Annotated in this window: 27 protein-coding genes and 4 tRNA genes; 25 read left to right on the top strand and 6 right to left on the bottom strand. The window is 44.0% G+C overall.

Features of this window, described 5'->3' with window-relative positions; genetic code table 11:
* Position 1: 1 nt before the first annotated feature.
* Both atpD and atpC read left to right on the top strand, forming a co-directional pair.
* Complete coding sequence (atpD, locus tag JOD02_RS01630; protein WP_204486329.1) at positions 2-1,408, top strand: F0F1 ATP synthase subunit beta; 1,407 nt, start codon at positions 2-4, stop codon at positions 1,406-1,408.
* A gap of 6 nt (positions 1,409-1,414) precedes the next feature.
* Positions 1,415-1,828: an ATP synthase F1 subunit epsilon gene (gene atpC, locus JOD02_RS01625; RefSeq protein WP_204486327.1), complete on the top strand. Its 414-nt coding sequence runs from the start codon at positions 1,415-1,417 to the stop codon at positions 1,826-1,828.
* Positions 1,829-1,845: 17 nt separating this feature from the next.
* Here atpC and JOD02_RS01620 read toward each other — a convergent pair whose 3' ends face one another.
* Positions 1,846-2,649: a histidinol-phosphatase HisJ family protein gene (locus tag JOD02_RS01620; RefSeq protein ID WP_204486325.1), complete on the bottom strand. Its 804-nt coding sequence runs from the start codon at positions 2,647-2,649 to the stop codon at positions 1,846-1,848.
* A gap of 181 nt (positions 2,650-2,830) precedes the next feature.
* On the opposite strand from JOD02_RS01620, the gene hisZ reads away from it, so the two are divergent.
* The 17 genes from hisZ (at position 2,831) to JOD02_RS01535 (ending at position 15,779) form a co-directional block, all read left to right on the top strand.
* Positions 2,831-4,054, top strand: coding sequence for an ATP phosphoribosyltransferase regulatory subunit (gene hisZ, locus JOD02_RS01615; protein ID WP_204486323.1), 1,224 nt, complete (start codon positions 2,831-2,833; stop codon positions 4,052-4,054).
* Positions 4,055-4,132: 78 nt separating this feature from the next.
* Entirely contained in the window at positions 4,133-4,789 is a 657-nt protein-coding gene (gene hisG, locus JOD02_RS01610; protein WP_204486618.1) for an ATP phosphoribosyltransferase, read from the top strand.
* A complete protein-coding gene (hisD, locus tag JOD02_RS01605) occupies positions 4,773-6,077 on the top strand; it encodes a histidinol dehydrogenase (RefSeq protein ID WP_204486322.1) in 1,305 nt (434 codons plus the stop codon). Before hisG ends, hisD begins: the two co-directional genes overlap by 17 nt.
* Positions 6,070-7,131, top strand: a complete 1,062-nt coding sequence (gene hisC / locus JOD02_RS01600) for a histidinol-phosphate transaminase (RefSeq protein WP_204486320.1) — start codon at positions 6,070-6,072, stop codon at positions 7,129-7,131. Before hisD ends, hisC begins: the two co-directional genes overlap by 8 nt.
* Before the next feature lie 3 nt (positions 7,132-7,134).
* A complete protein-coding gene (gene hisB / locus JOD02_RS01595; RefSeq protein ID WP_204486318.1) occupies positions 7,135-7,728 on the top strand; it encodes an imidazoleglycerol-phosphate dehydratase HisB in 594 nt (197 codons plus the stop codon).
* Between the two features lie 35 nt (positions 7,729-7,763).
* Positions 7,764-8,477 carry a 1-(5-phosphoribosyl)-5-[(5-phosphoribosylamino)methylideneamino]imidazole-4-carboxamide isomerase gene (gene hisA / locus JOD02_RS01590; RefSeq protein WP_204486317.1) on the top strand — a complete coding sequence of 238 codons (714 nt, stop codon included), beginning with the start codon at positions 7,764-7,766 and terminating at the stop codon, positions 8,475-8,477.
* Positions 8,478-8,523: 46 nt separating this feature from the next.
* Positions 8,524-9,282, top strand: a complete 759-nt coding sequence (gene hisIE, locus JOD02_RS01585) for a bifunctional phosphoribosyl-AMP cyclohydrolase/phosphoribosyl-ATP diphosphatase HisIE (protein ID WP_243426259.1) — start codon at positions 8,524-8,526, stop codon at positions 9,280-9,282.
* A gap of 164 nt (positions 9,283-9,446) precedes the next feature.
* A tRNA-Phe gene (locus JOD02_RS01580) sits at positions 9,447-9,522 on the top strand.
* 17 nt (positions 9,523-9,539) lie between these two features.
* Positions 9,540-9,614 (top strand) — tRNA-Gly (locus tag JOD02_RS01575).
* 4 nt (positions 9,615-9,618) lie between these two features.
* A tRNA-Cys gene (locus JOD02_RS01570) sits at positions 9,619-9,693 on the top strand.
* A 7-nt stretch (positions 9,694-9,700) separates the two neighbouring features.
* A tRNA-Leu gene (locus JOD02_RS01565) sits at positions 9,701-9,790 on the top strand.
* Positions 9,791-9,970: 180 nt separating this feature from the next.
* The gene (locus JOD02_RS01560) at positions 9,971-10,675 is read left to right on the top strand and encodes a FadR/GntR family transcriptional regulator (protein ID WP_204486315.1); all 705 of its coding nucleotides are present in this window, start codon (positions 9,971-9,973) and stop codon (positions 10,673-10,675) included.
* A 228-nt stretch (positions 10,676-10,903) separates the two neighbouring features.
* Entirely contained in the window at positions 10,904-11,818 is a 915-nt protein-coding gene (gene dapA / locus JOD02_RS01555) for a 4-hydroxy-tetrahydrodipicolinate synthase (RefSeq protein ID WP_204486313.1), read from the top strand.
* 81 nt (positions 11,819-11,899) lie between these two features.
* A complete protein-coding gene (locus tag JOD02_RS01550; protein ID WP_341534505.1) occupies positions 11,900-12,832 on the top strand; it encodes a dihydrodipicolinate synthase family protein in 933 nt (310 codons plus the stop codon).
* Positions 12,833-12,934: 102 nt separating this feature from the next.
* The gene (locus JOD02_RS01545; RefSeq protein ID WP_243426258.1) at positions 12,935-13,918 is read left to right on the top strand and encodes a hypothetical protein; all 984 of its coding nucleotides are present in this window, start codon (positions 12,935-12,937) and stop codon (positions 13,916-13,918) included.
* Positions 13,919-13,932: 14 nt separating this feature from the next.
* The gene (locus JOD02_RS01540) at positions 13,933-14,970 is read left to right on the top strand and encodes a bifunctional heptose 7-phosphate kinase/heptose 1-phosphate adenyltransferase (protein ID WP_204486311.1); all 1,038 of its coding nucleotides are present in this window, start codon (positions 13,933-13,935) and stop codon (positions 14,968-14,970) included.
* Complete coding sequence (locus JOD02_RS01535) at positions 14,967-15,779, top strand: HAD hydrolase-like protein (protein ID WP_204486309.1); 813 nt, start codon at positions 14,967-14,969, stop codon at positions 15,777-15,779. Before JOD02_RS01540 ends, JOD02_RS01535 begins: the two co-directional genes overlap by 4 nt.
* Positions 15,780-15,829: 50 nt before the next feature.
* Here the strand turns inward: JOD02_RS01535 and JOD02_RS01530 are convergent, their stop codons facing one another.
* From JOD02_RS01530 to JOD02_RS01520, 3 genes are all read right to left on the bottom strand, one after another.
* Entirely contained in the window at positions 15,830-16,054 is a 225-nt protein-coding gene (locus tag JOD02_RS01530) for a peptidoglycan-binding domain-containing protein (protein ID WP_204486307.1), read from the bottom strand.
* Positions 16,055-16,193: 139 nt separating this feature from the next.
* Complete coding sequence (gene spoIIP / locus JOD02_RS01525; protein WP_204486305.1) at positions 16,194-17,339, bottom strand: stage II sporulation protein P; 1,146 nt, start codon at positions 17,337-17,339, stop codon at positions 16,194-16,196.
* A 136-nt stretch (positions 17,340-17,475) separates the two neighbouring features.
* Positions 17,476-17,727 (bottom strand): hypothetical protein, encoded by a 252-nt coding sequence (locus tag JOD02_RS01520; protein ID WP_204486303.1) that lies wholly within the window; start codon positions 17,725-17,727, stop codon positions 17,476-17,478.
* Between the two features lie 329 nt (positions 17,728-18,056).
* On the opposite strand from JOD02_RS01520, the gene JOD02_RS01515 reads away from it, so the two are divergent.
* From JOD02_RS01515 to JOD02_RS01490, 6 genes are all read left to right on the top strand, one after another.
* Entirely contained in the window at positions 18,057-18,401 is a 345-nt protein-coding gene (locus JOD02_RS01515) for a cupin domain-containing protein (protein ID WP_204486301.1), read from the top strand.
* Between the two features lie 106 nt (positions 18,402-18,507).
* The gene (locus JOD02_RS01510) at positions 18,508-19,128 is read left to right on the top strand and encodes a hypothetical protein (RefSeq protein ID WP_204486299.1); all 621 of its coding nucleotides are present in this window, start codon (positions 18,508-18,510) and stop codon (positions 19,126-19,128) included.
* 78 nt (positions 19,129-19,206) lie between these two features.
* Entirely contained in the window at positions 19,207-20,532 is a 1,326-nt protein-coding gene (locus JOD02_RS01505) for a DUF1015 domain-containing protein (RefSeq protein WP_204486297.1), read from the top strand.
* Positions 20,533-20,721: 189 nt separating this feature from the next.
* Positions 20,722-22,323, top strand: a complete 1,602-nt coding sequence (locus JOD02_RS01500; RefSeq protein WP_243426257.1) for a spore germination protein — start codon at positions 20,722-20,724, stop codon at positions 22,321-22,323.
* Complete coding sequence (locus tag JOD02_RS01495; protein ID WP_204486295.1) at positions 22,320-23,426, top strand: GerAB/ArcD/ProY family transporter; 1,107 nt, start codon at positions 22,320-22,322, stop codon at positions 23,424-23,426. Before JOD02_RS01500 ends, JOD02_RS01495 begins: the two co-directional genes overlap by 4 nt.
* Complete coding sequence (locus tag JOD02_RS01490) at positions 23,413-24,582, top strand: Ger(x)C family spore germination protein (RefSeq protein ID WP_204486293.1); 1,170 nt, start codon at positions 23,413-23,415, stop codon at positions 24,580-24,582. Before JOD02_RS01495 ends, JOD02_RS01490 begins: the two co-directional genes overlap by 14 nt.
* A 6-nt stretch (positions 24,583-24,588) precedes the next feature.
* Here JOD02_RS01490 and JOD02_RS01485 read toward each other — a convergent pair whose 3' ends face one another.
* Positions 24,589-24,792, bottom strand: coding sequence for a hypothetical protein (locus tag JOD02_RS01485; RefSeq protein WP_204486291.1), 204 nt, complete (start codon positions 24,790-24,792; stop codon positions 24,589-24,591).
* Positions 24,793-24,931: 139 nt separating this feature from the next.
* Complete coding sequence (locus tag JOD02_RS01480) at positions 24,932-26,497, bottom strand: class I adenylate-forming enzyme family protein (protein WP_204486289.1); 1,566 nt, start codon at positions 26,495-26,497, stop codon at positions 24,932-24,934.
* Positions 26,498-26,729 lie beyond the last annotated feature (232 nt).

The raw sequence follows: 26,729 nt of genomic DNA, 5'->3' as shown, positions 1-26,729 counted from the left end.
TATGGAATACAAAAACAAGGGAAAAGTGGTGCAAATTGTCGGTCCAGTAATTGATATACAGTTTGAATCGGAAGATATGCCGGCCATACTCAATGCCGTGAAAATAGTGGACGGTACAAGGGTGGTGTGGGCTGAGGTGTCTCAGCATTTAGGCAACCGCAAGGTGCGCTGCATTGCCCTTGAAGCTACAGATGGCTTAAAAAGAGGGCTGGAAGCATATGATACAGGGGCTCCCATTTCGGTACCTGTGGGTAAGGAAGTGTTGGGCCGGGTTTTCAATGTTCTGGGAGAACCGATTGACGGCAAGGGGCCTGTAAATGCGCAGGAGAGGGTTCCTATTCATCGCCCTGCACCGCCTCTTGAAGAGCAACGTCCGGCTACCGACATACTCGAAACCGGAATCAAGGTTATAGACCTGCTGGCTCCCTATCCAAAAGGTGGTAAGATTGGACTGTTTGGTGGAGCTGGCGTGGGTAAAACGGTGCTCATCATGGAGCTCATACACAACATCGTCACCCAGCATGGTGGGGTTTCGGTGTTTACAGGTGTAGGTGAGCGCACTCGAGAGGGGCATGAGCTGGTGACGGAGATGACGCAGTCGGGTGTGCTAGAAAGGACGGCTCTGGTGTTTGGCCAAATGGATGAGCCACCGGGCGCTAGAATGCGTGTGGCTTTAACAGGCCTTACCCTTGCCGAATACTTCAGAGACAAGGAAGGACAGGACGTACTTCTTTTCATAGACAATATATTCCGTTTCATCCAGGCAGGAGCTGAGGTGTCCGCACTGTTGGGAAGAATGCCTTCGGCTGTTGGGTATCAACCTACCCTGGCTGTGGAGGTTGGGGCACTGCAGGAACGCATAACGTCCACCAAAAACGGCTCCATTACATCGGTTCAGGCGGTGTATGTGCCTGCAGATGACCTGACCGATCCTGCTCCTGCAACCATATTTGCTCACCTGGATGCCACCACTGTTCTCTCAAGGCAGATTGCCGAAATGGGCATATATCCCGCAATTGACCCATTGGATTCCAGCTCGAGGATACTTGACCCGAGAATAGTTGGCAAGGAGCATTACCGAGTGGCACGCAAGGCCCAGGAAATTTTACAGCGGTACAAAGAGCTACAGGACATAATAGCCATACTTGGTATGGAAGAGCTCAATGAAGAAGACAGGCTGGCTGTCTACAGGGCGCGTAAGATACAGCGATTCTTGTCTCAGCCCTTCCATGTAGCGGCCACATATACCGGAATAGAAGGAAAGTTTGTTCCACTTAAAGAAACCATAGAAGGTTTCAGGGCTATTGTAGACGGAGAGGTGGACGATATACCCGAAGCAGCATTTTTCATGGTAGGGAACTTGGACGAGGTGTTTGAAAAAGCCGAGAGGATGAGGAAAGCGAGTTGATAAAAAATGGCAAGTGAATTCTATCTTGAAGTCATAACCCCTGAGAGGACTTTTTTCAGGGGAAACGTGGAGATGGTGATAGTAAACAGCTCTGACGGCGAATTGGGAATAATGAAAGGGCATGTCCCAATGGTAGCTTTGGTTGCCATTGGGACGCTTAAGATCAAGCAAAACGGTAAATGGCGTGAGGCGGCTATAAATGAAGGTTTTATGGAGGTACGCCCCGATGAGACCATTATTCTATCTCATTCGGTGGAATGGCCGGAAGAGATAGACGAAAAGCGTGCTCAGGCCGCCCTTGAACGGGCACAGCAGAGGATACGCCTGCGCAGGAGCATGAAGGAATATTATCAGTCAAAGGCCGCTATGGCCCGAGCAATGGCCAGGCTCAAAGTCAAAAAGCGTTACAACATCGATTAGCCGCTTAATTATCGAGGTCATGTTATGGCCACAAATTCAGGTTGCATGCCCGTGAAAGAGGTAAGGGTGTCAAACCCTGACCTCTTTATTTCTTGAAGAGCGGTTTCAAACTTGAATGCCACATGTTCGGGAGTATGGGCATCTGAACCGAGCGTGATGATCCTACCACCCAACTCCCTGTATCTTGCAATTATATCAGGATGGGGCATAGGTGCCTCTGATGCATGGCGGTAGCCAGATGTGTTGACTTCCAGCCCTTTACCTTTGGAAATAAGGGTTTGTAATATCTCATCCACTAAGGAAGTACACAGAAGATGATCTGTCTTCTCAACGGGAAATGGCGAATACCTTTTTATATAATCTAAATGCCCCAAAACGTTGAATTCGTTGAAAGACTTAATAAGCTTCAATATTTCCTCGTAGTATTCCTTATAGCTCTCTTCTTTTGTTTTACCCTGATAAAATACCCCCCAGTAAGGGTCAACGCCTCCCACCAAATGAACCGACGCTATCACAAAATCGAATGGGTAAGAGTTCACTATACTGGCACACTCATCAAGGATATGGGGCTGCAAGCCTATTTCTATTCCCTTTTTTATCACCAGTTGCCCTTTGAACATATTCTGCATTTTTTCTATGTCTTCAAAATAACTATCTAGCATCCTAATATCAAAAGGAGGAATGGTTTTGTCTGGCCAGTCTATGTCTATGTGATCCGTAAAGGCTATTTCTTTGAGCCCGGCTTCAATTGCTTGCAAACATGCTGCTTCCATAGACATATGACTATCTAACGAATATGTGCTGTGAACGTGGTAGTCCAACAATTTCTATCCCTGCCTTCAATAAATTAGTTTTATAGATTCATTTTATAGTCTTTGTTTTTTATAGTCAATAAAGCAAATTTACATTTGACATGATCATGAAGTTTATAATATAATATACCCAAGTTCGACGCTTTATCAATTTAATTAGTTAAAGAGTTAAATTAAGTGGAGGTTATCGATGGTAGGCAAATTAAAATTGAGCCTTCCGGAAGGAGTGCAAGATTATCTTCTTGATGAGTGTTACAATAAGCGTAGAATAGAAGATAAGATCAGAAAATTTTTTTATCTGAGCGGATATAATGAGATAGAGACACCTGTAATTGAGTTTTTTGATGTATTTGCTGGTGTAAAGCCTTCTATTGATCAAGAGCAGATGTTTAAATTAATTGACCCAGAAGGCAGGATTCTTGTATTGCGTCCAGATATCACCATGCCCATTGCTAGAGTTGTCGGAACCAAAATGACAAACAATCCGCTTCCTCTGCGACTGTTCTATTTGGGGAATGTATATAGATATGGTGAATTTCAGGGAGCTAAACAACGTGAGGTGGCACAGGCGGGTATAGAACTTTTAGGCGTTAACGGTCCAGAAGCTGATGCAGAGGTAATAGCAATGGCTATACAAGTATTTCTGGATTTAGGGCTTGATGAGTTTCAAATCGATGTAGGTCAGGTGGAATTTTTTAAGGGATTAATCGAAGAAGCAGGAATGCCTGAACAAGAAGTTGAAGAAGTCCGAAATCTAATTGACCAGAAAAACATGCTAGCACTTGAGATGCTTCTTAAGAGCTTACCCATTTCGGAGCATATCAAAGATACCATATATCGGCTGCCACAACTTTATGGAGATAGTCGAATTTTAATAGAGGCCAATAAAATCTCTCGAAGCCCGAAATGCAAGGACGCTCTTGAAAACGTATATCAAGTATATGGGATTTTAAGAGACTATGGGTTTGACCGTTATGTCACTTTTGACTTGGGAATGGTTCAGAGCTTTAACTTTTACACCGGTATCATATTCAGGGGAATCACAAAGGAGCTTGGCTATCCAGTGTGTGGTGGCGGCCGGTATGACAGGCTGGTATCAGAATTTGGGCGCGACCTGCCGGCTACAGGGTTTGCAGTGGGGATAAAGCGCCTTCTCATAGCTCTGGAAAGGCAGGGCAAATTGGAGGAGATACCACCCGTAGATGTACTGGTGGTGGCTGAAAGTGGACAGATGGGTAAAGCGTACGAATTCATGCAACAGCTCAAAAGAAAAAACAAGAGGGTGGAGATGTTTTTGCCCACAGATGACTTCGCAAGCCCTCTGGATTATGCGAGAGAAAGGCGTATTCCCAAAGTGGTAGAGTTTAAAGATAAAGAGGGGATGGTTGAGCACGAAATCAATCTTAATATATAAGTTAAAAAGCTATTCAAAATGTTTGTATTCCTTCTTGTAATTTATATTTTCAATTTTACTTCACAGAGAGAGGGGAGCATTTCGTTGATAACTATAGCTCTTGCCAAAGGAAGGCTCATGGAGGAAGCTGTGGACGTTCTAGAAGCTGCGGGAGTTGACTGCGGCGAGCTTAAAGAGCCGTCAAGAAAACTGATCTTTTTTACCCCTGACCAGCAGATTCGCATGATACTGGTCAAACCCAGCGATGTTCCAACGTATGTGGAATACGGCATAGCTGATATGGGCATTGTAGGAAAGGATACATTGCTGGAGGAAGGTCGTTCTCTGTATGAAATGCTGGATTTGAGGTTTGGCCAGTGCAGGCTGGTGGTGGCCGGTTTTCCAGAAAAACAGGATATGTGGATCACACGCTCTCATACCCGTGTCGCTACAAAATACCCCAATATAGCGCGCAACTATTTTGCCCGCAAAGGCAAGAACGTGGAGATTATAAAGCTTAACGGGTCGGTAGAGTTAGGCCCATTGACGGGATTGTCAGATGTAATTGTGGACATAGTGGAGAGCGGCAGGACCCTTAAGGAGAACGGGCTCGTCATACTGGAAGAGATATGCAGTATAAGCGCTAGATTGGTGGTCAACCGTGTCAGCTTAAAGACAAAGCACACAGAGATAAAGCCCCTTATTGATAATATTCAGATGGTAGTGGAGGAACTTCAAAATGATAAGATTAATTGATGGAAGAGGCAAGGATACCACTTGGGTAGCGAGCAAGCTCAACCGTCGCTGGCAAGTATCTTTTGAGAACAAAAGGGAGATTGTCTCTAAAATACTTTCAGCTGTCCAGCAACGGGGTGATGAAGCGGTATTGGAATTTACCGCTCAGTTTGATGGAGTGCATTATGCTAGCGCACAAGAGATGCTTGTATCCCAAGAGGAGATCCAAGAAGCATATTCAAAAGTAGACGACCATTTTCTAAGAATACTTAAACAGGCCAAAGACAATATTTGGAAATTTCACAGCAAACAGCTTGAAAATTCCTGGACAGTATTCGATGAAAATGGCATAATGTTGGGGCAGCGTGTAATGCCCTTGGAGCGGGTTGGAGTCTATGTACCAGGAGGGCGTGCAGCTTATCCCTCGTCAGTGTTAATGAATGTGATCCCCGCCAAAGTGGCAGGTGTGTCGGATATCGTCATGGTCACACCACCCGCGAAGGATAAAAAGGTAAACCCTCATACCGTGGTAGCAGCCTGTGAAGCGGGGTGCAGCAGAATATTTAAGATAGGAGGGGCACAGGCCATAGCAGCATTGGCTTTCGGTACTGCCACCATACCCAAGGTGGACAAGATAGTAGGGCCGGGTAACATTTATGTGGCTCTGGCGAAAAAAGAGGTATACGGCTATGTGGACATCGATATGATAGCCGGCCCCAGCGAAGTAATGGTGCTAGCTGATTCTTCTGCTAATCCGGTTCTTGTGGCGGCTGACCTCATGTCACAGGCCGAACACGATCCAATGGCTTCTGCGATTCTTGTAACCACATCTTTTGAGTTGGCAAGCCATGTGCTTGAAGAACTGCAGAGACAGGTTGAGGGTTTAGCAACGAGGGATGTTATACGGGTTTCGTTGAGGGATTTTGGAGCCCTTATTGTAGTGGATTCTATCCAGCAAGCTATAGAGCTTGCAAACGCCATCGCTCCAGAGCACTTGGAGTTGGCCGTACACAACCCCTTTGAGATTCTGGGGTCCATCAAACATGCGGGTTCCATATTCCTAGGGCATTATACTCCTGAACCAGTGGGGGATTATATGGCTGGGCCTAACCATGTGCTTCCTACCGGGGGTACGGCGCGTTTCTTCTCCCCCCTGGGAGTGTACGATTTTGTGAAGAAATCCAATGTAATATTTTATACTGAAAAAGCGTTAAAAGCCGTGGCTCATGATGTCATAGAGTTTGCAAACAGGGAAGGTTTAGTTGCTCATGCAAATTCCATAAAAGTGAGGTTAAAAGATAATGGCTGAATTTTTGCGTGATGATATTAAAGATTTAAAGCCATATAAGGTTCATAACATACCCTATAAAATAAAATTAGATGCTAATGAAAGTCCCTATGACCTGCCAGATGCTATAAGGCAACAGTTGGCAAAAGAACTGATGGAGGGGTGCGGATTTAACAGATACCCTGATTCAGATGCAACCGCCTTAAGGGAGGCCATTTCTCGATATTGTGGCGTATCACCAGATGAAGTCATGGTGGGAGTAGGGTCAGACGAATTAATAAGGGTTACAATAAGCGCCTTTGTAGGAAAGGGAGATGTGGTGCTGTGTCCCAGCCCATCATTTGCAATGTACGGAATATTTACCCGTATAGCGGGGGGTATCCCCGTAGATGTGCCGCTGGATGATAATTTTAATTATGATATGGATGCATTTTATAAAGCGATAGAACAGCACAAGCCAAAACTTGTGTTCGTATGCTCTCCCAATAATCCTACAGGCAACGTTATCGATAAGGCTGACCTTATGAACTTAATCAAAAATTTTAACGGCGTGGTAGTGGTGGATGAGGCCTATGGAGAATTCTGCGAAGAGTCGATTGTCAGCCAAAGCGTCAATTACCCTAATGTTTTGGTTCTTAAAACTTTTTCGAAGGCTTTTGGGCTTGCCGGCCTCCGCATAGGATATATGATAGGAAATCGAAGGCTAGTTGAAGAGGTATATGCTGTAAAACCTCCTTACAACATAAACAGCTTCTCACAGAGGGTTGCACAGCTCGTGCTTGAAAACGTCGACGTCTTTCGTATCAGGATTGCTACAATAGTGAATGAAAGGGAGCGATTGTACCACAGATTAAGCGCTGTAAAGGGAGTAGAGGTTTATCCTTCAAAGGCCAATTTTTTGCTGATAAAGGTTGATGATGGCGAAATGGTCTACAAAAAACTGAAAGAGCAAGGTATACTGGTTCGCAACTTCCCAAGCGACCCTAGACTAAAAAGTCATCTACGCATCACGGTAGGTATAAGGCAGGACAACGATACCTTTGTAGAAGCGCTAAAGTGCATATTGGAGGGATAAGTGATGGATCAAAGGATAGGCAGAGCAGAAAGGCATTCGATGGAAACAAGTGTAAGGGTGGAGATAAACCTGGAAGGCCAGGGACAAGCTCGGATAGATACCGGTATCGGATTTTTTGACCACATGCTCAACATCCTAGCAGGGCACAGCGGCTTTGACCTTACTGTGGAATGTCACGGTGACTTAAATGTTGACGGCCATCACACGGTAGAGGATGTGGGTATCGTCTTGGGGAGAGCTTTTGCGCAGGCCCTTGGGGACAAAAAAGGAATATGCCGTTACGGGACGTCTTTTATACCCATGGATGAGTCGCTGGCCATGGTAAGCCTGGATATAAGTGGTAGGCCGTATCTGCATTGGGATATACCGCCGATTGCTCCTATGGTAGGAAATTTTGACACCCAGCTTGCTGAGGAATTTTTCAGGGCTTTCTCCAGCCAATGTGGAGTTACGCTACATATAAGGGTTTTGTACGGCAAAAATGCCCATCACATGCTGGAAGCCGTCTTTAAAGCTTTTGCCCGGGCCTTACGTCAGGCGGTGAGTATAGAAAAAGGGGTGGATAAAGTTCCTTCTACCAAAGGAATAATTGATTGATAGTATCTTTAAAAATACAGGAGGCAATTTGGGATATGATAATATATCCGGCAATAGACATAAAAGAAGGGAAATGTGTTCGTTTAAGGCAGGGCAGGATGGATCAACAAACAGTGTACAGCGAAAATCCGGTAGAAGTTGCTCTGCAATGGAAAGCCAGGGGTGCGCGATTTCTCCATGTGGTGGACCTGGACGGCGCATTCCAAGGGCATTCGCAAAACGAAGGTGTTATAAAGGAAATAGTAAAAAGGACAGGTATACCTGTTCAGGTGGGTGGCGGTATACGCTCTATGGAAAGGATAGCCTTTCTTTTGGAGGAGATTGGAGTGGCCAGGGTTATACTGGGCACAATAGCGATAGAGGATCCCGCATTGATTGAGCAGGCTGTGAAGCGTTTTGGGACATCTATAGCCATTGGCATAGATGCAAAAAATAATCGAGTAGTCACAAGAGGTTGGGTAAATGAAAGCGATGTAACGCCAGTAGAGCTGGGTAAAAAAGTTAAAGAGATGGGCGTGGAGACAGTAGTCTATACCGATGTGCTACGTGATGGGACGCTGGAGGGGCCAAATATATCATCTACTAGAGAGATGGTAGAAAAAACAGGCCTCAGTATAATAGCATCAGGTGGTGTAAGCTCTCTCGAACACATAGTTCAGCTTAAGTCAATCGGAGTGGCTGGTGTCATTGTAGGTAAGGCCCTGTACAGCGGCAATATAAACTTAAAACAAGCCTTAGAATTGGAGTAAAGTACAGATTGATGTAAACGTTGGCGAAAGGGAGGAATTTTTACTCATGTTGATGGATGAGGTGAAATTTAACAGCGATGGACTGATACCTTCCATTATTCAGGATAAAAATACGGGAGAAGTGCTGATGTTGGGCTATATGAACCGCCAGGCATTGCAAAAAAGCCTTGAAACCGGAATAACTCATTTTTGGAGCAGAACCCGTAGAAAATTGTGGATGAAAGGAGAAACTTCGGGCCACATTCAGAAAATAGAGGAGGTATTCATCGACTGCGACGGCGATGCTCTGTTATTTAAGGTAGAACAGGTTAAGGCTGCCTGCCATACCGGCTATAAGTCCTGTTTTTATCGGTGTGCTGATAAAGTCAGCGATGAATGGGTCGTAAAGGGGGAGAGGGTGTTTATTCCTGATGAAGTGTACGCTGATGCAAAAAAGGAAAATGAACATAAAGTGAATAGTATGGCTGAACAACCTTCTTCGGAAATGCATAAGGAATTATTTGAAAAACAAAATTGTCCTGATACGAAGGCCTCGGTATTGCGGGAATTGTATGACGTTATAGTGGACAGAAAACTGCATCCCAGAGAAGGGTCTTATACATGTTATCTATTTGAAAAAGGTATTGATAAAATTTTAAAAAAGGTAGGAGAGGAAGCATCTGAGGTGATTATTGCAGCAAAAAACAGGGTAAAATCTGAGGTTATATACGAAGTAAGTGACCTTATGTATCACCTCTTAGTTTTATTGGTTGAACAGGGGATAACTCTTGATGAAATATATGATGAATTGAAAAGGCGAAGATAGAATAAAGGATATTTATAAAGATAATGTGAGATTTTAAAAGAAATGTAAAGATAATCAAGATAAATCCACGTGGATTGTTTTTGACTTATAGTCACAGGTACTATATACTAGAAAGAGTCAGAAGACGTTATGATAAGGTGACGGTGAAAAGGGGCGGGTAGTACGCCTCGGTAGCTCAGTTGGTAGAGCAGCGGACTGAAAATCCGCGTGTCGGTGGTTCGATTCCGCCCCGAGGCACCAACATGAAAAGTTAATATGCGGGAATAGCTCAGTGGTAGAGCGTCACCTTGCCAAGGTGAAAGCCGCGGGTTCGAATCCCGTTTCCCGCTCCAGTATGGCGCCGTAGCCAAGCGGTAAGGCAGAGGTCTGCAAAACCTCGATTCCCCAGTTCGAATCTGGGCGGCGCCTCCAAATTTTTGCCGGAGTGGCGGAACTGGCAGACGCACAGGACTTAAAATCCTGGGGTCTGAAGAAGACCGTGCCGGTTCGAGTCCGGCCTCCGGCACCAGATTGAAATATTCGGTAAGTTGTAACGGATTAACCTCCTCACACAAATCCAGTGTTGGTGAGGAGGTCGTTTTTATGGGTAGATAAAAATACTAAGCTTCGTTAAAGGGACTACATAAGCTCTTGAAGTGACCTGGAAAGGTGTACTAGATAGTGGACAATTTAATAATGGGAGATGGGTATGAAGCCACTTGAAAGAATTTCTAGAACGGAAAAGATTGTAAATAGTTTGAAAGAATATATTGTTTCAGGAGAATTCAAAATTGGAGATAAATTCCTAACAGAAATGGAAATAAGTAAACAATTAAATGTAGGTCGTTCCACTGTGAGAGAAGCTCTAAGGGTTCTTCAAACAATGGGATATATCGAATTAAGACCGGGACGAGGTGCTTTTGTCCTTAAGACGAGAGAAGATGAGATAGGTAATATAGTAAATTGGTTTACTGAACATGGTGTGGAAATCATGGATTTTATGGAAGTGCGAATGTCTATTGAAACACTGGCTGTTAGGTTGGCTGCTGAAAGAAGAACAGAAGAACATTTAAAAGAAATGGAGGAGTTATATAATGAATTTGAACAGGAAATAAAAGACAAGAAAGATGCAGTAAAGTTAGCATTGCTAGATGAAGCTTTCCATAACTCTATAGCAAGAGCGTCAAATAATAAATTGTTGGTAAGTATTAGCGAAAAGGTGGCAAGAGCTTTTGGTGATTACAGGAGAATGGCTTTTTCTGTTACTGAAAATGCCATCCATGCGCTTGAGCCGCATAAAGAAATAATGGAAGGGATAAAGGAAAAGGATGTTAAAAAAGCTGAAAGTGCGATGGTAAGACATTTGGAAATATCTTTAGAAGATATAAAAAAAGTAATGAGGGCGAATTCATGAGGGAAGGAGGTGAAGGGTAAGAATAAGGAGATTGATATGGAGAAGAAGAATAAGAGGTTATATCTAATTGTATGATGTCAGATATGAATAAAAACTGACCTAAGATACTAAAACATGTATTTTTTAGGAAAGCATATACATAAAAAGGTGTAATCGCTTTTTATACAAGTTATAAAGTTATTTTAAAATTTGCAAAGAAATCTCTGTAGTGTAAGGAGTGTGTGGTATATGAAAAAGAATTTTGGGAAGATTCTTTTACCAATTATTACACCTTTTAAAGAAAATGAAGAGGTAGATTATGAAGTATTTAAGGAATTATTGAATTATTTGATTGAAAATAATTGTTTTGACACATTGATCGTTACAGGAACAACGGGTGAATTTAATACTTTGACGTTTGAAGAACGGGTAAATCTCTTTGAAATTGCAGTTAAAGTATTAAACGGGAAGAAACCGATAATAGCAGGTACTGGGTGTGGATCAACAAGGGAAACAATTGCTTTAACTAAAGCTGCAAAATCCCTGGGAATTGATACTTGTATGATAGTCGCACCGTTTTATTGTAAGCCCACTCAGCAGGCTATTAAAGAACATTATCTTGCAATTGCTGATGAGTGTGATGTGGATATTCTACTTTACAATATACCCCTTTTTACTGGTGTTAATATAGAGCCTTCTACTTTAAGAGAGCTTGCAAAGAACAAGAGATTTATAGGGATTAAAGATGAGGCTGGGGTAAATCCTGTTCAGTTGACGGATTATTACTATGCGGTGAAGGATATAAATCCAGATTTCTTGCTTATCAATGGAGATGATATAATGTTAATGCCTACCATTGCACAAGGCGCAGTGGCTATAGTGAGTGGAGGTGCTCATATACTTTCTAAAGAAATAAGGCAGGTGTTTGAGCTTTGTGCTGCGGGTAAGTTAGAGGAAGCTATAGAGATATACAGAAAGATATTTTTATTCTGCAAGACGAATGGGATTAATGGACGGATACATCCAAATTCCATGTTAAGGGCGGCGATAGAAATAGTGACGGGTATTAAAGTAGGTAAACCAAGAAGGCCTCTTGATGGAATAAATGAAGCTGAAAGGCAGATTCTTTTAAATACATTAAGGGAAATAGGTTTAATTAAATAACATTTCCAGCCTTTATAGTTTTTTAATTTCTGCAAAATAAATGACTTGTTATTTTTGGTAAAAAGAAAGTAGGTGTTTGAAGTGGGTAAAGGTGATGATATAAGAGGTATTATAGTACCATTGCTTACACCATTTGATAAGTTTGAGAAATTAGATGAAGGATTATTTCGCAAACAGGTGAGGTATTTGTTATCGTGTGGAGTGCATGGGTTAAGTCCAGGAGGAAGTACCGGCGAGGGGGCCATGGTAAAAGACGAGGAACTAGCCCGCATGATAGAGATAATAAGAGAAGAGGATACACGTGGAATTAAAGTAATTGCAGGTATAATTAGATGTTCGGTGCGTGATGCTATTAGTGCAGGTCTTATTGCTAAAAAGGCAGGAGCCGATGCTTTAATGGTAACGCCTGTATTTTATAATGTGCTTGTACCCAATGAAGAAGGTAATTACTTATACTTTAAGAAGATCTCCGATGAAGTTGGACTTCCTATTATAATTTACAATGTTATTCCTCAAAATCCAGTATCTGTGAATATGTTTCTCAAACTTTTGGAGATTGATAACGTTATTGGGATCAAGCAAAGCATTGGTGGCATTATGGAGATGTATGCAATGAAACAAGCATGTAAAGATAAGGGACTTGTTTTTGCTGCAACAGATGAAATGCTTTTTTCCTGTTTTGAATTAGGAGCAGATGGGGCAATTTCGGCAATCTTGTCTCTTTTTCCAAGGATTGCAGTAAAAATGTGGAACTTGTGTCGTGCAGGGAAGTATGAAGAAGGGATAATGCTTCAAAATAAAGTATATCCCGTATGGAAAGCAATTGGGGGACCTCAATTTACGGCGAAAATGAAGGCTGTATTAAAAGCAGTGGGAAGAGACTGTGGTTATCCGTTGAGCCCCATGTTAGAATGCGATACAGATTTTATTTTAAGTATAAAATCGCAGTTAGACGAGATTATTGCTGAAGAGGAATCAATAGATAATCTTTTGATATGTAAAGAATTGAATTAGTGGTTAAAAGAGTGGCTAATAGTTAAAGAAAAAGAGAAATTTGTTATTACCTAACGGAAGATTATTAACAATTGAATATAATGATGTGAGGGTGAGGAAAAGTTGATACCGAAGGAACATTTGAGGCCACAGCGATTGGACCTTTCCAAAACCAAAACCTATAGCGCCAGGGAGCGCGTTAACCTGGTCACCATAGAAAACCTTGCACGTCCGGGGATAGACCCTGTACCCGAGTGGAACAATGCCGAATTTGATGAGCTGGTGCAGCGCATTGTAGAAGCGCGCCAAAAAGGTAGGCCGGTTGTATGGTTCATAGGTGCTCATGTGATAAAATGTGGGCTGTCACGTTATGTGATAGAGCTAATGAGGCGTGGATTTATAACCCATGTAGCAGGAAATGGGGCTACAAGCATTCATGATTTTGAGTTGGCTTATTTAGGTGGTACATCTGAGCACGTGCCGACGGCAATCGAAGATGGTACTTTCGGCATGTGGGAGGAAACCGGTGCATGGATGAACCAGGCTATCAAGCAAGGATATGCCATGGGATTAGGCTATGGAGCCTCATTGGCTTACTTTATTGACCGCCATCCTGAGCTGTTCCCATACAAGGGCGACTGCATTATATACAATGCATACAAACTGGGCATACCGGCTACATACCATAAGACAATAGGAACGGATATAATTGATGAACACCCAACGGCTGATTTTGCGGCATTGGGAGGGGCAAGCGGCATTGATTTTGCCATATTTTGCAACAGCATAGCCCAGCTGGAAGGAGGCGTATTTTTAAACTTTGGTTCGGCCGTCACTGGTCCAGAGGTATTCTTAAAAGCCTTGGCCATAGTGCGCAATCAGGGTTATACCGTGAAGCATATAACCACTGCCAACTTTGACATAATTCCATTAGGAGATTACAGGTCTGAGGTGAGCAAGGACCATTTCCACTATTATTATCGTCCTAGGAAGAATATAGTCAATCGTCCTGTCAGCTTAGGCGGCAAAGGGTATTATATAGAGGCAAATCACATGGTAAGCATTCCAAACCTGTTTGCGAAATTAACAGCTACGGTTAACGGCTAAGAGGTGAATCTTCAATGGTTGATATATATGGCGGTTTTTCATTTGCCAGGCTAGAGCATCTGCTAAATGCCATTAGTAGTATAAAGGTGGCGGTTGTAGGGGATGCGTGTTTGGATGTTTACTGGGAAGCTGACATGACGCTGAGCGAGCTGTCGCGTGAGACGCCCCATTTTCCTCTGCCGGTTGTGGAAGAGCGGATGTCGGGTGGTGCGGGAGCCAATACTGCTCAAGATTTTGCGGCACTAGGTGTGAATTCAGTGATGTTGATTTCTGTTATAGGTAGAGATTGGCGTGCTGATCAGCTGTTGAAGGTCTTACATGAGGCGGGTGTGTCTACAGAGCATATTCTTTCATCCCCTGCTTGGATAACGCCTGCTTATTGTAAACCTAGGCGCCATGGCATATCTGAGGTGGTATATGAAGACCCGAGAATCGATTTTGAAAACAGGAAGCCATTGCCAGAAGATGTAGAGGCTGGTTTAATAGAAAGGCTGAGAGAGGTAGCGCCTTTGGTTGACGTTATAGCCGTGGTGGATCAGCTTAAATATGGTGTGATTACAGAAAAAGTGATTCATGAGGTAGAGCGTTTGGCTGCCCAAGGGAAAGTGGTAGTGGTGGATAGCAGGATGCGAATAGGGCGGTATAAAAGGGTGATAGTTAAGCCCAACGAAGTGGAAGCTATAAGGGCTGTAGAACCCCACCTGGATCCCCGCGGGTGCAACAAGGAGGATTGGTACAGGGTTGCTAGAAAGCTGTCCGAACGGGTTGGAGGGCCGGTGCTTATGACGGTGGGAGATAAAGGCGCTGTATGGGTGGATGAAGGAAGCATCACAGAGATTCCCACAAAGCCGGTTGAGCCGCCCATAGATATTGTAGGGGCAGGGGATGCGTTTATGTCGGCTTTTTGCGCAGCTTTGGCGGCGGGTGCTACCGGTCCCGAGGCTGCTTACCTTGGCAACTTGGCGGCTGCGATAACGGTGCGCAAGATAGGGATAACAGGTACTGCCAGCCCTGAGGAGATAAAACAGAGATATATGGAGGTGCACCTGTGAGCGCAATCGAAATATTGGAACCTCTGCCTGAGTCGAGGATGCACATTGAAGCTGCGTTGTTTGATTTTGATGGTACAATATCTACGCTTAGACAGGGCTGGGAGAGTGTAATGCGCCCGCTGATGATAGAGATGATAAGCGGTCCATATCCGCCGGACGATGACTTGGTGAGAGAGGTTGACGAATATATAGACGAATCTACCGGTATTCAGACCATATTTCAGATGCAGTGGTTGGCTGAGGCGGTCAAGCGCTACGGTAGAAATCCTGAAGTACATGACCCGTGGTGGTATAAGGCGGAATACAATCGCAGGCTTATGAATATGGTTGAGGGGCGTATAAAGGCCTTGGAAGAAGGTAAGCAAAAGCCGGAAGAGTATATGATATGTGGGGTTAAGGATTTCTTGGAGGCGCTTTGTGCAAGGGGCATAAAAATTTTTGTGGCCAGCGGGACTGACCATCCCGATGTGGTCCGAGAGATAAAAGCCCTCGGCCTGTTGGACTATTTTACAGAGATAGCAGGTGCACCGGTTGGGCAAGCCAGATGTTCAAAGGAAACGGTATTGCGGAGGTTGATCACCGAGCACGGGCTGAGGGGGCAGCAACTGCTGGTGGTAGGCGATGGCAAAGTGGAGATAGGTTTGGGCCGAGAGGTAGGTGCTGTGACGCTGGGTGCCGCTACCGACGAGATAAACCGCAGGGGGATCAATGAGATTAAGCGCAGACGTTTGATAAAGGCTGGCGCACACGCCATAGTGGGGGATTTTGTGAATTATATGGATATATTGGAAGAGTGGCTGAAGTTATGATAGATACTCATGGGAGAATTAGCTACCAACCTCAAGTGCTATAAGTTCTTTTAAGGTACTAATTGGTCAATAACGTTATAGGTCAGGGGACCCACTATTCCATCGGGCACCAGGCCATTATCGGCTTGAAGTCGCATGACCGCCTGGCGAGTAAGGGGGCCAAAAATTCCGTCGATTGGACCAGTGTAATAATCTAGGCTAGCAAGTATATTTTGCAAAACGGCGACATCGTCGCCCCAATTGCCTATGCGCAAGATTCTCCTTTTACATACCATAACTTGATTCTCCTCTCCAGTGTACTAGCAGAGAATTTGTATATTATTTATAATATGCCGCTGTTCTAGAAGGCGTTATATAGCCTTTAAATTTATTTAACTGGGAATGCTGACAGCTAGGGCCTTTAATGACGCAAAGTCATTTGCGCAAAAAGTTTGTAATGTTCTCCTTTATGGCTAAAACGAGGTTTTTGATATTTATAAGCTTTTGAAATGCCTCTTCTTTCCCCTGGCTTAAGAAGAAGAAAATACCTCCACCGATGAATACAAAAAGTAACAAAATGAATAATCCTCTTCCTGCTTCTGGATTCTCTTGTGTCTCAGCTCCTTGTTTTTCCTGTAACCTTTCCCTTTGTTGTTCCCAGCGCCTCTCTCCATACCTGGCGGTGGTACCAAAAAGAGCTATGTCTACCACCTCAGCAAATAGGGTGGCTGACTTTAAAGCCCGTTCCTTCATGTGGTCATACGTTCCAAACTCCAAAAGCAGTGAACGGGGATGGAGTTCCTGATTATAGCTTCCCTTACCTATGAATATGTCTTTTATAAGGCCTGGATAACGTCTATCTGCTACAGCCTTTATCCGATATGCGAACGTTTCATTGACCTGTCGGTTTTGGTTGCTTTTTCCCACCACAATGCGTACTTTGGTGATTTCCTGTCCGTTCAATCTGGTTATATATTCCTCTTTGGGAACTGCATCCCTGTGTACATCGAAAAGGGCAAGTGGCCTATGTTCCTTTATTATTCTAAAAGCCGTTTGTCTTGAACGCCTATATGCCCCCGCGTCATGAGGGTCATGAGGGGTTGTGTCAACTACTGCTTTTATTCCCCTGTCTTTGAGCGCTTCACCGAGTTTTCTGGCTACGTCCAGTATACCTCCATTTGCCCTTATGCTGGCTGCTCCATCCGAAGGCAAATACGATTCATCGGTGTGTGTACAATAAATCCCTATGGTTTTATTACCATATTGTGCTAAAACCGGCATGAATGACTCTGAAAACAGGTCCGAAACGTCAGGCAGCTTTATATCTTCTACAAATTCAGCTATGGCAATCTTTTTTGAAATATTCACCTGGGTAATTATGTATTTTTTATTGTTCTGGCTGATGTATTCGTCATCCACGTATATCCTGCTTCCAATTTTAAAAAGAGTGGTTCCATCTTGCAAATATACCGTAAAGTAGTCTGGAGTTTCATTATACCAGTCATCTGCGTGGGCAGAATTAGGATATATTGAAAGCAAAAAGAATACGAACATCATCAATAGAGAAATCTGTCTGAACATTGTTTCACCTCGTTAATTTTTTATTCCCTTCGCGTAAAGTAGAATTCAGCTTTATTTTGATTTGATGACAACAAATTTGACCATAAAAATAAAAAGGGCACGTAATGATCTACCTTGCACCACGACAGGTAACTTATTATCCAGCCATGATCCTACAATACGATCCAGCCGTATTTGGGACCATGACCAAACAGGTCATCACCTGCCGTGATGGTTCGTTCGACCATACAGGATACCTGTACGGCCCAGTGCAACCTCTCGGCTGCACAGAACCGTTAGTACTCTGACCTTCGGCACCCTGTATGGTCTTCGCTCGACCCCGTGTGATAGGTTGGAATCCTATTGCAATCAAAAGTCTCGACTGCAATAGAACTTTTCCCCACGACACGGGATCTTCCCTCCGACTGCATACAGGCCTGACGCGACCTGTATGCAATCTTTGGCCGACTCATATACGCCCCGTCTAGAGCGTATATGAGTCTGGGCTCAACCATTACGTGCCCTTTCGCTATTTATGTTAACCACTTTTAAATGATTTATGTGTTATTTTAAAAAAATTTAATTGTTTGACTGCAGCGATTACCTTATGTTTACAAAAGGAAAAAGGTTGTATTCAATTGTATGGGAAAAACGGTATAATATTATTATGTAGAATTGAATTTTATAAGAAGCAAAAACACTAAAATTTCAAAAAACAAGGAAAGGGGAGGATGAAATATGATCAAAAAAGCCCATGAGATGGAAGCGGAACTCAGAGAGAAGATGAGGGGAGGGAATGGCACAGTCAAGATTACACACATAGGGAAAGGAGAGTTGCCTTCAAAGGTCAGGCTGTTTGCGAGGATCACTTTGGAAAAAGGCTGCTCCATAGGTTTCCATAAACACGATCAAGAGACCGAGATGTTCTATTTCTTAAAAGGTAAGGGCAAAGTTGATGACGACGGCACAATCCACTACGTAGAAGCCGGGGATGCCATGTTTACAGGAGGCGGAAAAGGGCATTCGGTTGAAAATTGCGGCGACGAGCCGCTGGAAATGATAGCCGTCATTGTGCTGGATTGATGGTCCCGTCGTTTCCATAAATATACCGGTGTTTTTTCTTATACACCTTCACATAATAAATACAAACGCGATGAATACAAAAAAAGCAAAGGAGCACTGATCAGGGATGGAAAGCGGAACTTTCAATCCAGAGGAACATTTGACAAAACTTCCTATACGGCGCTGGAATCCTAAAACCAATAACTGGGAAATTGACTATGCTGACTACCTAGAGGTTAAATGGCGGATGGTGTGGTTTCGCAGCGAAAACAGACAAGGGACAAAGACTGTTATCCGGGATAAGGTCATAGACCCGCATAACAGGTTTGCCTATTACGAACTTGAAGTGACCGATAGCAGAGGCAATGTAGAGATAGGAGTAGGCTCTGAGACGGGGGACGATTTTGAGGATTATATAGAAAAAGCGTATACCAAAGCTTATGGCCGGGCATTGGCAGCCCTGGGATACGGTACTCAGTTTGCGCCCGAGCTGGAAGAAGGCGAAAATGTGGTGGACAGCCCGGTAGAGGCTAAAGTAAAAGAGGACAAAACACCTGTACGTGAGGAACCCATAACTGAGGCGCAGCGAAGGGCCATATACGCCATATATAATGCCCTGGGATATTCTGAAGGGCAGATGAAGGAAATGCTTCAACAGCGGTACCACAAAGGCGATAGCAAGGCCTTGACAAAACAGGAGGCTTCTGACCTCATTGATTACCTAAATAGTCTGAAGGACAAGAATTAAGATACTGACTCCTTGACGGCCCCTGTATGAATCATATAAAATGTGGTTATTAAAAAAATATACAGGGGTGTATGAAACATGGCACAGGTTATACCTTTTAAAGGTTTTCGTTACAATACTTCCAAGATAGATGACCTGTCGAAGGTGATGACTCCTCCTTATGATGTGATATCGCCAGCGGAGCAGGATCAGTTCTACCAAATGAGCCAGTACAACATAATTCGTCTGGAGCTGGGGAAGGAAGAGCCCGGGGATGATGAATGCCACAATAAATATACCAGGGCTGCCCGGTATTTAAAGGATTGGATCGAAAATAAAATACTGGTTCAGGATAAGCAGCCTTCTTTCTACATTTATCAGCAGCAGTTCAGCCTTACAAACGGTAAGGCGTACACGCGTACGGGTTTTATTGGGCTTGTAAGGCTGGAAGAGTTTTCAAAGGGTGTTATACTGCCACACGAGAACACCCTTTCTAAGCCAAAGGCCGATAGATTACAGCTCATGCGGGCCTGTGAAGCCAATTTTAGCCAGATATTTGCGCTTTACGATGACCCTACAAAAAAAATCCCGTCGTTACTCAAACAATATATTGAGTCCCATTCCCCAGACATAGAGGTGGAGGCCATACCGGGTATTATAGAGAAGCTGTGGGTAGTATCCGAGCATTCCGTGATACAGCAAATCCAAGATAATATGGCGGATAAAAAGCTTTACATCGCAGATGGCCATCATCGATACGAGACAGCCCTTACATACCGGAATGAACGTATGGCTCAAAATCCGCACCATACGGGGGATGACCTTTATAACTTTGTTATGATGATGATGGTGGAGATGGAAGACCCGGGACTTGTTATACTTCCTACCCACAGAGCCATAAGCGGTATCAAAGGCTTTTCAAAAGAAGAGTTCCTTAAAAGCGCAGCTAAAGACTTCATAGTGGAGGAGCATACATTTTCAGGCAAAACCCTAAAGCAGCGTGCAGATGAAATGGAAGGCCTGCTTGCTGAAAAAGGCAGCCATAGCTTTGTATTCTATGACGGCGATGCTAAGAGCTGTTATGTCCTCACCTTGAAGAGCATGCGAATTATGGATGAGCGTTTACCCCAGCATGACATATCATACCGGAGTTTGGATGTCACCATTCTCCATACGCTGCTGCTTGAACCGCTACTAGGGATAGGTAAGGAACAGATGGCAAACCAGGACTTTATCACTTATACTCATGATTTGATGGAAGGGGCACAGTGGGTGGAAGAGGGTAGATGTCAAATGGCCTTCTTCCTCAATCCCACCTCGGTAAAGCAGGTAAAAGAGGTTTCATTGGCTGGGGAGAAGATGCCGCAAAAGTCTACTTATTTTTATCCCAAGCTGCTTACAGGATTGGTGATAAACAAGTTTTAGCTGGAGTCGGTGTATACCAGAGCTCTGAGACGAAAAGGACCCTACGTGTAAAAGCAAAATAGGTTATATAAGTTGTTTGGAAACGGCAGGACTTAGTGCTGCCGTTTTTTATTATGCTGAATAAATAATGCCCATATGTGTATTCTATTACTTAGACAACAATCATGGAAAAATGAGAGGTAATTGAGGATGAAGTACATAGACGGTTCGCCCAATCCCAAAAACAGAAAGAAGATGGAAGAAAACAACCCTCCAAAGCTAAAGAGCGAAGAACAGGTTGACCTGACGCTGGACAAGGAAGTAAGCAAGAATCTGGAAAAGTTTAAGGCTTTTTTAAAAGACAGCAGCGATGTGGTGTTCCGTGAGTTCAACCTGGGGATGAGAAATATCCCCTGTGCGCTGGTATATATAGATGGTTTGGTTAACACAACCATTGTCAATGAGCAGATATTAAAACCCCTGATGTACCAAATTGCCCTTCTGGAATCCAGCCTAAACCAGACCATACAGCCCGATAAGATGTTTGAAATGGTCAAGCTTCATGCATTGGCAATAGGTGAAGTCAAGGAAGTAAAAACCCTGGATGACGCTTTCTTGCGCGTTTTATCTGGCGAAGTGGCGGTAATGATAGATGGCTTCGACAAAATCCTTATAGCTAACGCCAGGGGCTGGCCCCAGCGCAGCATAGAGGAACCACCCTCAGAAATTGTGATTCGCGGGCCCCGCGAAGGATTCACCGAAACTTTGAGGGTAAACACAGCTTTAATTAGAAGGAAGATCAAGGACCCGAACCTGGTAATAAAAGCTATTCAGGTTGGTCGCCGCGGCAAAACCGACGTGGCATATGCGTATATTAAAGGTATAGCCAACCAGGAACTGGTGGAAGAGGTGGAGCGAAGGCTTGCCCAAATAGACGTCGATATCTTTCTTGACAGCAGCCAGCTAGAGCATTACATTCAGGATAACTACCTTACCTCTTTCCCGCAAATTGAGGTTACCGAGCGCCCAGACAAGGCGGTGGCCAGCCTGGTTGAGGGCAGAGTGGTCATATTGATGGACAACAGCCCTTATGCCCTTATAGTGCCAGCCACATTTTATCAGTTTTTCCAGAGCGCTGAAGATTACTATGAACGCTGGGTACTCTCTTCTGTCATCAGGCTTTTGCGCTGGAGCGGAGCTATTTTGGCGTCACTTACTCCGGCTCTATATGTAGCTATTGTCTCTTTTCATCCGGGCTTCATTCCCACCAATCTGGCAATATCCATTGCCGCCACTCGTTCAACCGTACCTTTCCCGGCGTTTGTTGAAGCCCTGCTTATGGAAGTCACATTTGAGCTTCTAAGGGAAGCGGGAGCAAGGCTGCCGCGGGCCATCGGCCAGACCATAGGTATAGTAGGCGGTTTGATCATAGGAGATGCAGCCGTTAGAGCGGGGATTACCAGCCCTATTATGGTCATTGTAGTGGCTATTACGGCAATTGCCTCGTTTCTCATTCCATCCTATAGTGCTGCCATGGCCATAAGATTGCTTCGCTTCCCCTTTATCGTATTGGCTGCTTTATTGGGCATATATGGGGTCATGTTAGGTTTTATCATATTAAACGTACACCTGGTGACCATTAAGAGCTTTGGCGTAAGCTATATGAGCCCTCAAGCTCCTATCAGGTATCAGGATTGGAAAGATTTCCTTATACGTATGCCTAGCCAAATCATGATGCGAAGGCCCACCAGCACTTATGCCATAGACATCGATCGGCGAGACCAGGACCCTGTCAAGGAGGAAGTTCAATGAAGGAGAGAAGCGACAGGCTGAGCAACATACAGATTACCTTTGTAGTATCATCTACAACCATTGGGGTAACAGTATTGACTTTGCCTCGTACAGCCACCGAATTGGCTAAATCAGGAGGGTTCATTGCGACATTCATTACCGGGTTATTGATGGCTTGTGCGTTGATTATAACTGCGCTGCTGGCCAAAAGATTTCCCAACAGTACCGTTATGGAATACAGCAGAGAGATAATAGGCCTTGTCCCATCCAAAATATTGGGATTTGTGTTCTTTTTTTATTTCATAAGCGTCACAACGGCCGTGTTAAGATTGTTTTGTGATGCTATAAAGGTGCTTTTGCTTGAAAATACACCACTTGAAGTGCTAATAATAACTTTTTTATTGGCAGCAGTTTACTTATGCCTCAATGGTATTAGCTCTATAGCTAAGATCTGTGAAACATTTGAACCCCTTGTAATTGGCACAATGCTTCTTGTAATCGTATTATCGTTGAAAAATTTCAATTTTGAAGAGCTAATACCGGCCTTCAGGCAAGATGTACTGGAGTGGATTAAAGCCATTCCACCTCTGACAATATCCTATCTAGGATTCGAGGTGTTGCTCTTTATCACCCCTTATGTTCAGAATGCCAGCAAAGTTGTAAAATATGCTCTTGTCGGCATATTGCCTGCTGTCGTCTTATATACCCTGTTTGTAGCAATCACCGTAGGGATAGTAGGGGTAGAGCCCGTTGTACGTTCGCTGTATCCCACCCTTCAGCTGGCCAGATACATAAAGTTCCCTGGAGGTTTTGCCGAGAGATTTGACATATTCTTCATGATCTTCTGGATCCTGGGTGCATATACGACCGTCTCTTCGTATTTCTACCTTTCATCGGTTTCAATAACAAGGCTGTTGGGCTTTAGAAATTACAAACCTTTTATAATCTTGAATGTGCCGTTAATCTACATGCTAACCTTGTTTCCACAAAATATTAAAGAGATTATTGCATTTACTCAATATGTGAGCTATCTCGGGCTGGTACTAATAGCCGTAATAGTAATTATTTATATTCTGGCAGTGGGGCTTAAAAAGGGGGAACTGTTAAAAAATGAGGATAAATGATAAGCGCGCCAAGATTCTTCTTGTACTTATCATCGCACTCATACTGACGGGTTGCTGGGACATGGTTGAGATAGAGCGAAACGCTTTTATACTGGGTATAGGCATTGACCCTTCAGAAAGTGAAGGCGGAAAAGAAGAAAGGATTATGGTGACATACCAAATAGCATTGCCGGCTGCTATGCTGGGGCCAGGAGGCCAGGGAGAGGGAGGAGGGGGGCAGGGACAGAGCTCAACCCTGAATGTTAGCATTCAAGCAAAAAACTTGATAATGGCCGAACAGACGCTTATGGCCACCCTGAACCAGGTGCCAAACTACGACCACCTACAATTGGTGGTATTTGGCGAGGAGCTTGCCAAAAAGGGGATTGGCCACTACTTGGACTTCTTTTTTAGGGACCCCAGAATACGGCAGCGCACTAAAGTAGCGGTAAGCCATGACAAAGCCAGCGAAGTGTTTAAAATACAGCCTAAAACCGTCAAAAGTACATCCCAATATATCAATGACCTGCTTGACGAAAATGAGAAGCGCAGCCTGATCGTGCTTATGCCCATGGACTTCGGGATAATGCAGCGGCACTTTATCAGGCGGCTTGATATATGCTTGCCCGGCATAACCGTAAAAAAAGATACCTTGACCCTTCAGGGGGCTGGCATGTTTAGGGGCGATAAGCTTGTGGGATGGCTTACCGGTTCTGACGTCATGAGCCTAAAATGGCTTCACGGGGAGCCTGCAAAAGGTACCATCGACATATCCAGCGATAAAGTTGAAACAGGAAATTTCGCCTTTAAGATCACTGGCAACAAAGTATCCATAAGGCCGGTGCTCATCAACAACCGGTTTGTCTTGAAGGTCAAAATGGAGGTAGAGGGAGACATAGCCGAAATCCAAAATGAAAATTTCAACACCTATGACCTTGCCGTTATACGCCAAATTGAAAGCTTGGTGAAGCAGAAAATTACGCAATCTTGCAGGCAGGTGTTCAGCAAACTGGTGAATGAGTATAAAACCGATTGTATAGAATTCGGGCGGAGGGTACAAAACTACTACCCTGATTTTTGGGAAAAGTACAAAGATGATTGGAAGGAATATTTCGTGAATTCAGACCTTCAAATAGAAGTTGATGTAAAGCTGAGGAGAATAGGGGTAATAAAGTAAGGCCTGTTAACTGACCAATCTGGAAAATATGAATGAAGTCAATCCTAAAAGCAGATATGCAACGCTACCCCACTTGGCAATCTTCTTTTCTTGTGGAAAGCGCTCGGGTTGGTCTGACATGTAAAGCACAAAAAGAACCAGGCTACAAAACAGGGTCAAAAGCGAAAAATAGGGCGTGATGAAAACCTGTGATACCCGAAACATACTCATGTCATCTTCTCCCCACCGTGTAGTTTAAACAGCCTTTTTATAATATTGCCCAATTTTGCCCAAAATATCCTTAACCCTATAGTCAAAAATAAAATGGCTGCAACCTTGTAATTTGCAGCCATAGATGTCAATTGAGGTTTTACACAAATACGCTTGCGCTTTGGCCGCACCATTTTTCCCTCAGTTTTGGCTTTTCTATCTTGCCTGTGGGATTTCGGGGTATTTTATCGAAGAAGACCCTACGTGGGCGCTTGTAGCGGGGCAAGGCCTGACAAAATTCTATGACGTCCTCCTCAGTAAGTTCTCTCCCAGGCTTTAACTCTACTATGGCCACCGGGATTTCGCCCAACCGCCTGTCAGGCAGCCCTATCACTGCGGCATCCTTTATGTCTTGATGGGACCTCAAATAATCCTCTATCTCTACAGGAAATATGTTTTCTCCCCCGCATATGACGATGTCCTTCTTGCGATCCACAAGGTATATAAACCCATCTTCATCCTGACGTGCCATATCGCCGGTGTACAGCCACCCGTCTTTTAAGACCTTGCTTGTGGCTTCAGGGTTTTTATAATACCCTTTCATGACGCCTGGACCTTTAACTATGAGCTCGCCTATTTGTCCAGGTGGTACGGAATTCCCATTTTCGTCGACAATCATGACTTGCCAGCCATGACCCGGCAGTCCAATGGCCCCTACCTTGTCGATGTTGTCTAGGCCCAAGTGTACGCATCCAGGGCCAGTGGCTTCACTTAAGCCGTAATTGGTATCGTATTTGTGGTGGGGGAAGTATTTCTTCCATCTTTTGATGAGGCTGGGGGGAACGGGCTGAGCACCCATATGCATGAGCCACCACTGGTCCAGCTTATAATCGCTTAAATTTATCTCCCCTCGCTCGATGGCATCAAGAATATCCTGTGCCCAGGGCACCAGGAGCCATACTATGGTCACTTGCTCCTCGGATACCGCCTCGAGTATCCATTTGGGACTTACGCCTCTTAATATAACAGCCTTTGCTCCCACTATGAGGTTGCCAAACCAGTGCATCTTGGCCCCTGTGTGGTATAGAGGGGGTATGCATAGGAAATTATCCTCATGCGTCTGCATATGGTGGTGATTTTCGGTTATACACGCCGACACCAGATTACCGTGGGTTAAAACTATGGGTTTGGGAATGCCGGTAGTGCCAGAGGTAAAGTAAAGCGCTGCCTCTTCATCGTCAGACAGGTGCACATCCGGCGCATGGCTGGGAAAGCTATTTAATATGTCATAATAGTAATAATCTGCTGCTGTTAACTGCTTGTACCCTACAAATACCAGGTCCTGCAAACTTGTTTTACCGCGTATGACATCGACTCTTTCCTCAAATTCTGGTCCATAAACCAGTACTTTCACCTCGGCGGTTTCGAGGCATTTGAGTATCTCTTCAGCCGTAAACCTGAAGTTAAGCGGGACAGCCCAGGCACCTGCCTTCAAAATGCCAAAATACACGGGAAGCCACTCAAGGCAGTTCATGAGTAGTATAGCCACCTTATCCCCTTTTTTGATACCACGCCACAACAAAAAATTGGCAAACTTATTGGCGTTATCATCAAATTCTTTCCACGTGATTTGACGACGGGTACCTGCTGCCGGATCCCGTTCTATGAGGCTGACTTCATCAGGATAGATTTGAGCGTTCATGGAAAGCATATTGGTGATAGGCATAAAAATAAGACCCCCCATTCTTCCGTCCTACTAAATGTCATTAGCCTCTTTTACAGCAACACGGTCTACCGTTTTACCGTATTTGCCATATTTACATTTTAAGGAGTTATATAGCTCCTGTCAAGCTGTGATTCATTACCCTGCCATTAAAATCGAGGGCATTCTGAGGTATTTTTGTAAATTTTAAAAATGTGGTCCCAAAAAACTTATAGAATTGCAAACAAAAACCTTA

Origin of the sequence: Caldicoprobacter guelmensis (assembly GCF_016908415.1) — a bacterium.
Classification (GTDB): Bacteria; Bacillota; Clostridia; order Caldicoprobacterales; family Caldicoprobacteraceae; genus Caldicoprobacter; species Caldicoprobacter guelmensis.
The sequence above is the reverse complement of the archived record's forward strand: the minus strand, read 5'-3'. Positions and strand labels throughout refer to the sequence as shown.

Excerpts from the sequence above, each read along its gene's own strand:
- atpD (WP_204486329.1), top strand. The coding sequence starts at position 2 with ATGGAATACAAAAACAAGGGAAAAGTGGTGCAAATTGTCGGTCCAGTA.
- atpC (WP_204486327.1), top strand. The coding sequence starts at position 1,415 with ATGGCAAGTGAATTCTATCTTGAAGTCATAACCCCTGAGAGGACTTTT.
- hisZ (WP_204486323.1), top strand. The coding sequence starts at position 2,831 with ATGGTAGGCAAATTAAAATTGAGCCTTCCGGAAGGAGTGCAAGATTAT.
- hisD (WP_204486322.1), top strand. The coding sequence starts at position 4,773 with ATGATAAGATTAATTGATGGAAGAGGCAAGGATACCACTTGGGTAGCG.
- hisC (WP_204486320.1), top strand. The coding sequence starts at position 6,070 with ATGGCTGAATTTTTGCGTGATGATATTAAAGATTTAAAGCCATATAAG.
- hisB (WP_204486318.1), top strand. The coding sequence starts at position 7,135 with ATGGATCAAAGGATAGGCAGAGCAGAAAGGCATTCGATGGAAACAAGT.
- hisA (WP_204486317.1), top strand. The coding sequence starts at position 7,764 with ATGATAATATATCCGGCAATAGACATAAAAGAAGGGAAATGTGTTCGT.
- hisIE (WP_243426259.1), top strand. The coding sequence starts at position 8,524 with ATGTTGATGGATGAGGTGAAATTTAACAGCGATGGACTGATACCTTCC.
- JOD02_RS01560 (WP_204486315.1), top strand. The coding sequence starts at position 9,971 with ATGAAGCCACTTGAAAGAATTTCTAGAACGGAAAAGATTGTAAATAGT.
- dapA (WP_204486313.1), top strand. The coding sequence starts at position 10,904 with ATGAAAAAGAATTTTGGGAAGATTCTTTTACCAATTATTACACCTTTT.
- JOD02_RS01540 (WP_204486311.1), top strand. The coding sequence starts at position 13,933 with ATGGTTGATATATATGGCGGTTTTTCATTTGCCAGGCTAGAGCATCTG.
- JOD02_RS01530 (WP_204486307.1), bottom strand. The coding sequence starts at position 16,054 with ATGGTATGTAAAAGGAGAATCTTGCGCATAGGCAATTGGGGCGACGAT.
- spoIIP (WP_204486305.1), bottom strand. The coding sequence starts at position 17,339 with ATGTTCAGACAGATTTCTCTATTGATGATGTTCGTATTCTTTTTGCTT.
- JOD02_RS01515 (WP_204486301.1), top strand. The coding sequence starts at position 18,057 with ATGATCAAAAAAGCCCATGAGATGGAAGCGGAACTCAGAGAGAAGATG.
- JOD02_RS01510 (WP_204486299.1), top strand. The coding sequence starts at position 18,508 with ATGGAAAGCGGAACTTTCAATCCAGAGGAACATTTGACAAAACTTCCT.
- JOD02_RS01505 (WP_204486297.1), top strand. The coding sequence starts at position 19,207 with ATGGCACAGGTTATACCTTTTAAAGGTTTTCGTTACAATACTTCCAAG.
- JOD02_RS01500 (WP_243426257.1), top strand. The coding sequence starts at position 20,722 with ATGAAGTACATAGACGGTTCGCCCAATCCCAAAAACAGAAAGAAGATG.
- JOD02_RS01495 (WP_204486295.1), top strand. The coding sequence starts at position 22,320 with ATGAAGGAGAGAAGCGACAGGCTGAGCAACATACAGATTACCTTTGTA.
- JOD02_RS01490 (WP_204486293.1), top strand. The coding sequence starts at position 23,413 with ATGAGGATAAATGATAAGCGCGCCAAGATTCTTCTTGTACTTATCATC.
- JOD02_RS01485 (WP_204486291.1), bottom strand. The coding sequence starts at position 24,792 with ATGAGTATGTTTCGGGTATCACAGGTTTTCATCACGCCCTATTTTTCG.
- JOD02_RS01480 (WP_204486289.1), bottom strand. The coding sequence starts at position 26,497 with ATGCCTATCACCAATATGCTTTCCATGAACGCTCAAATCTATCCTGAT.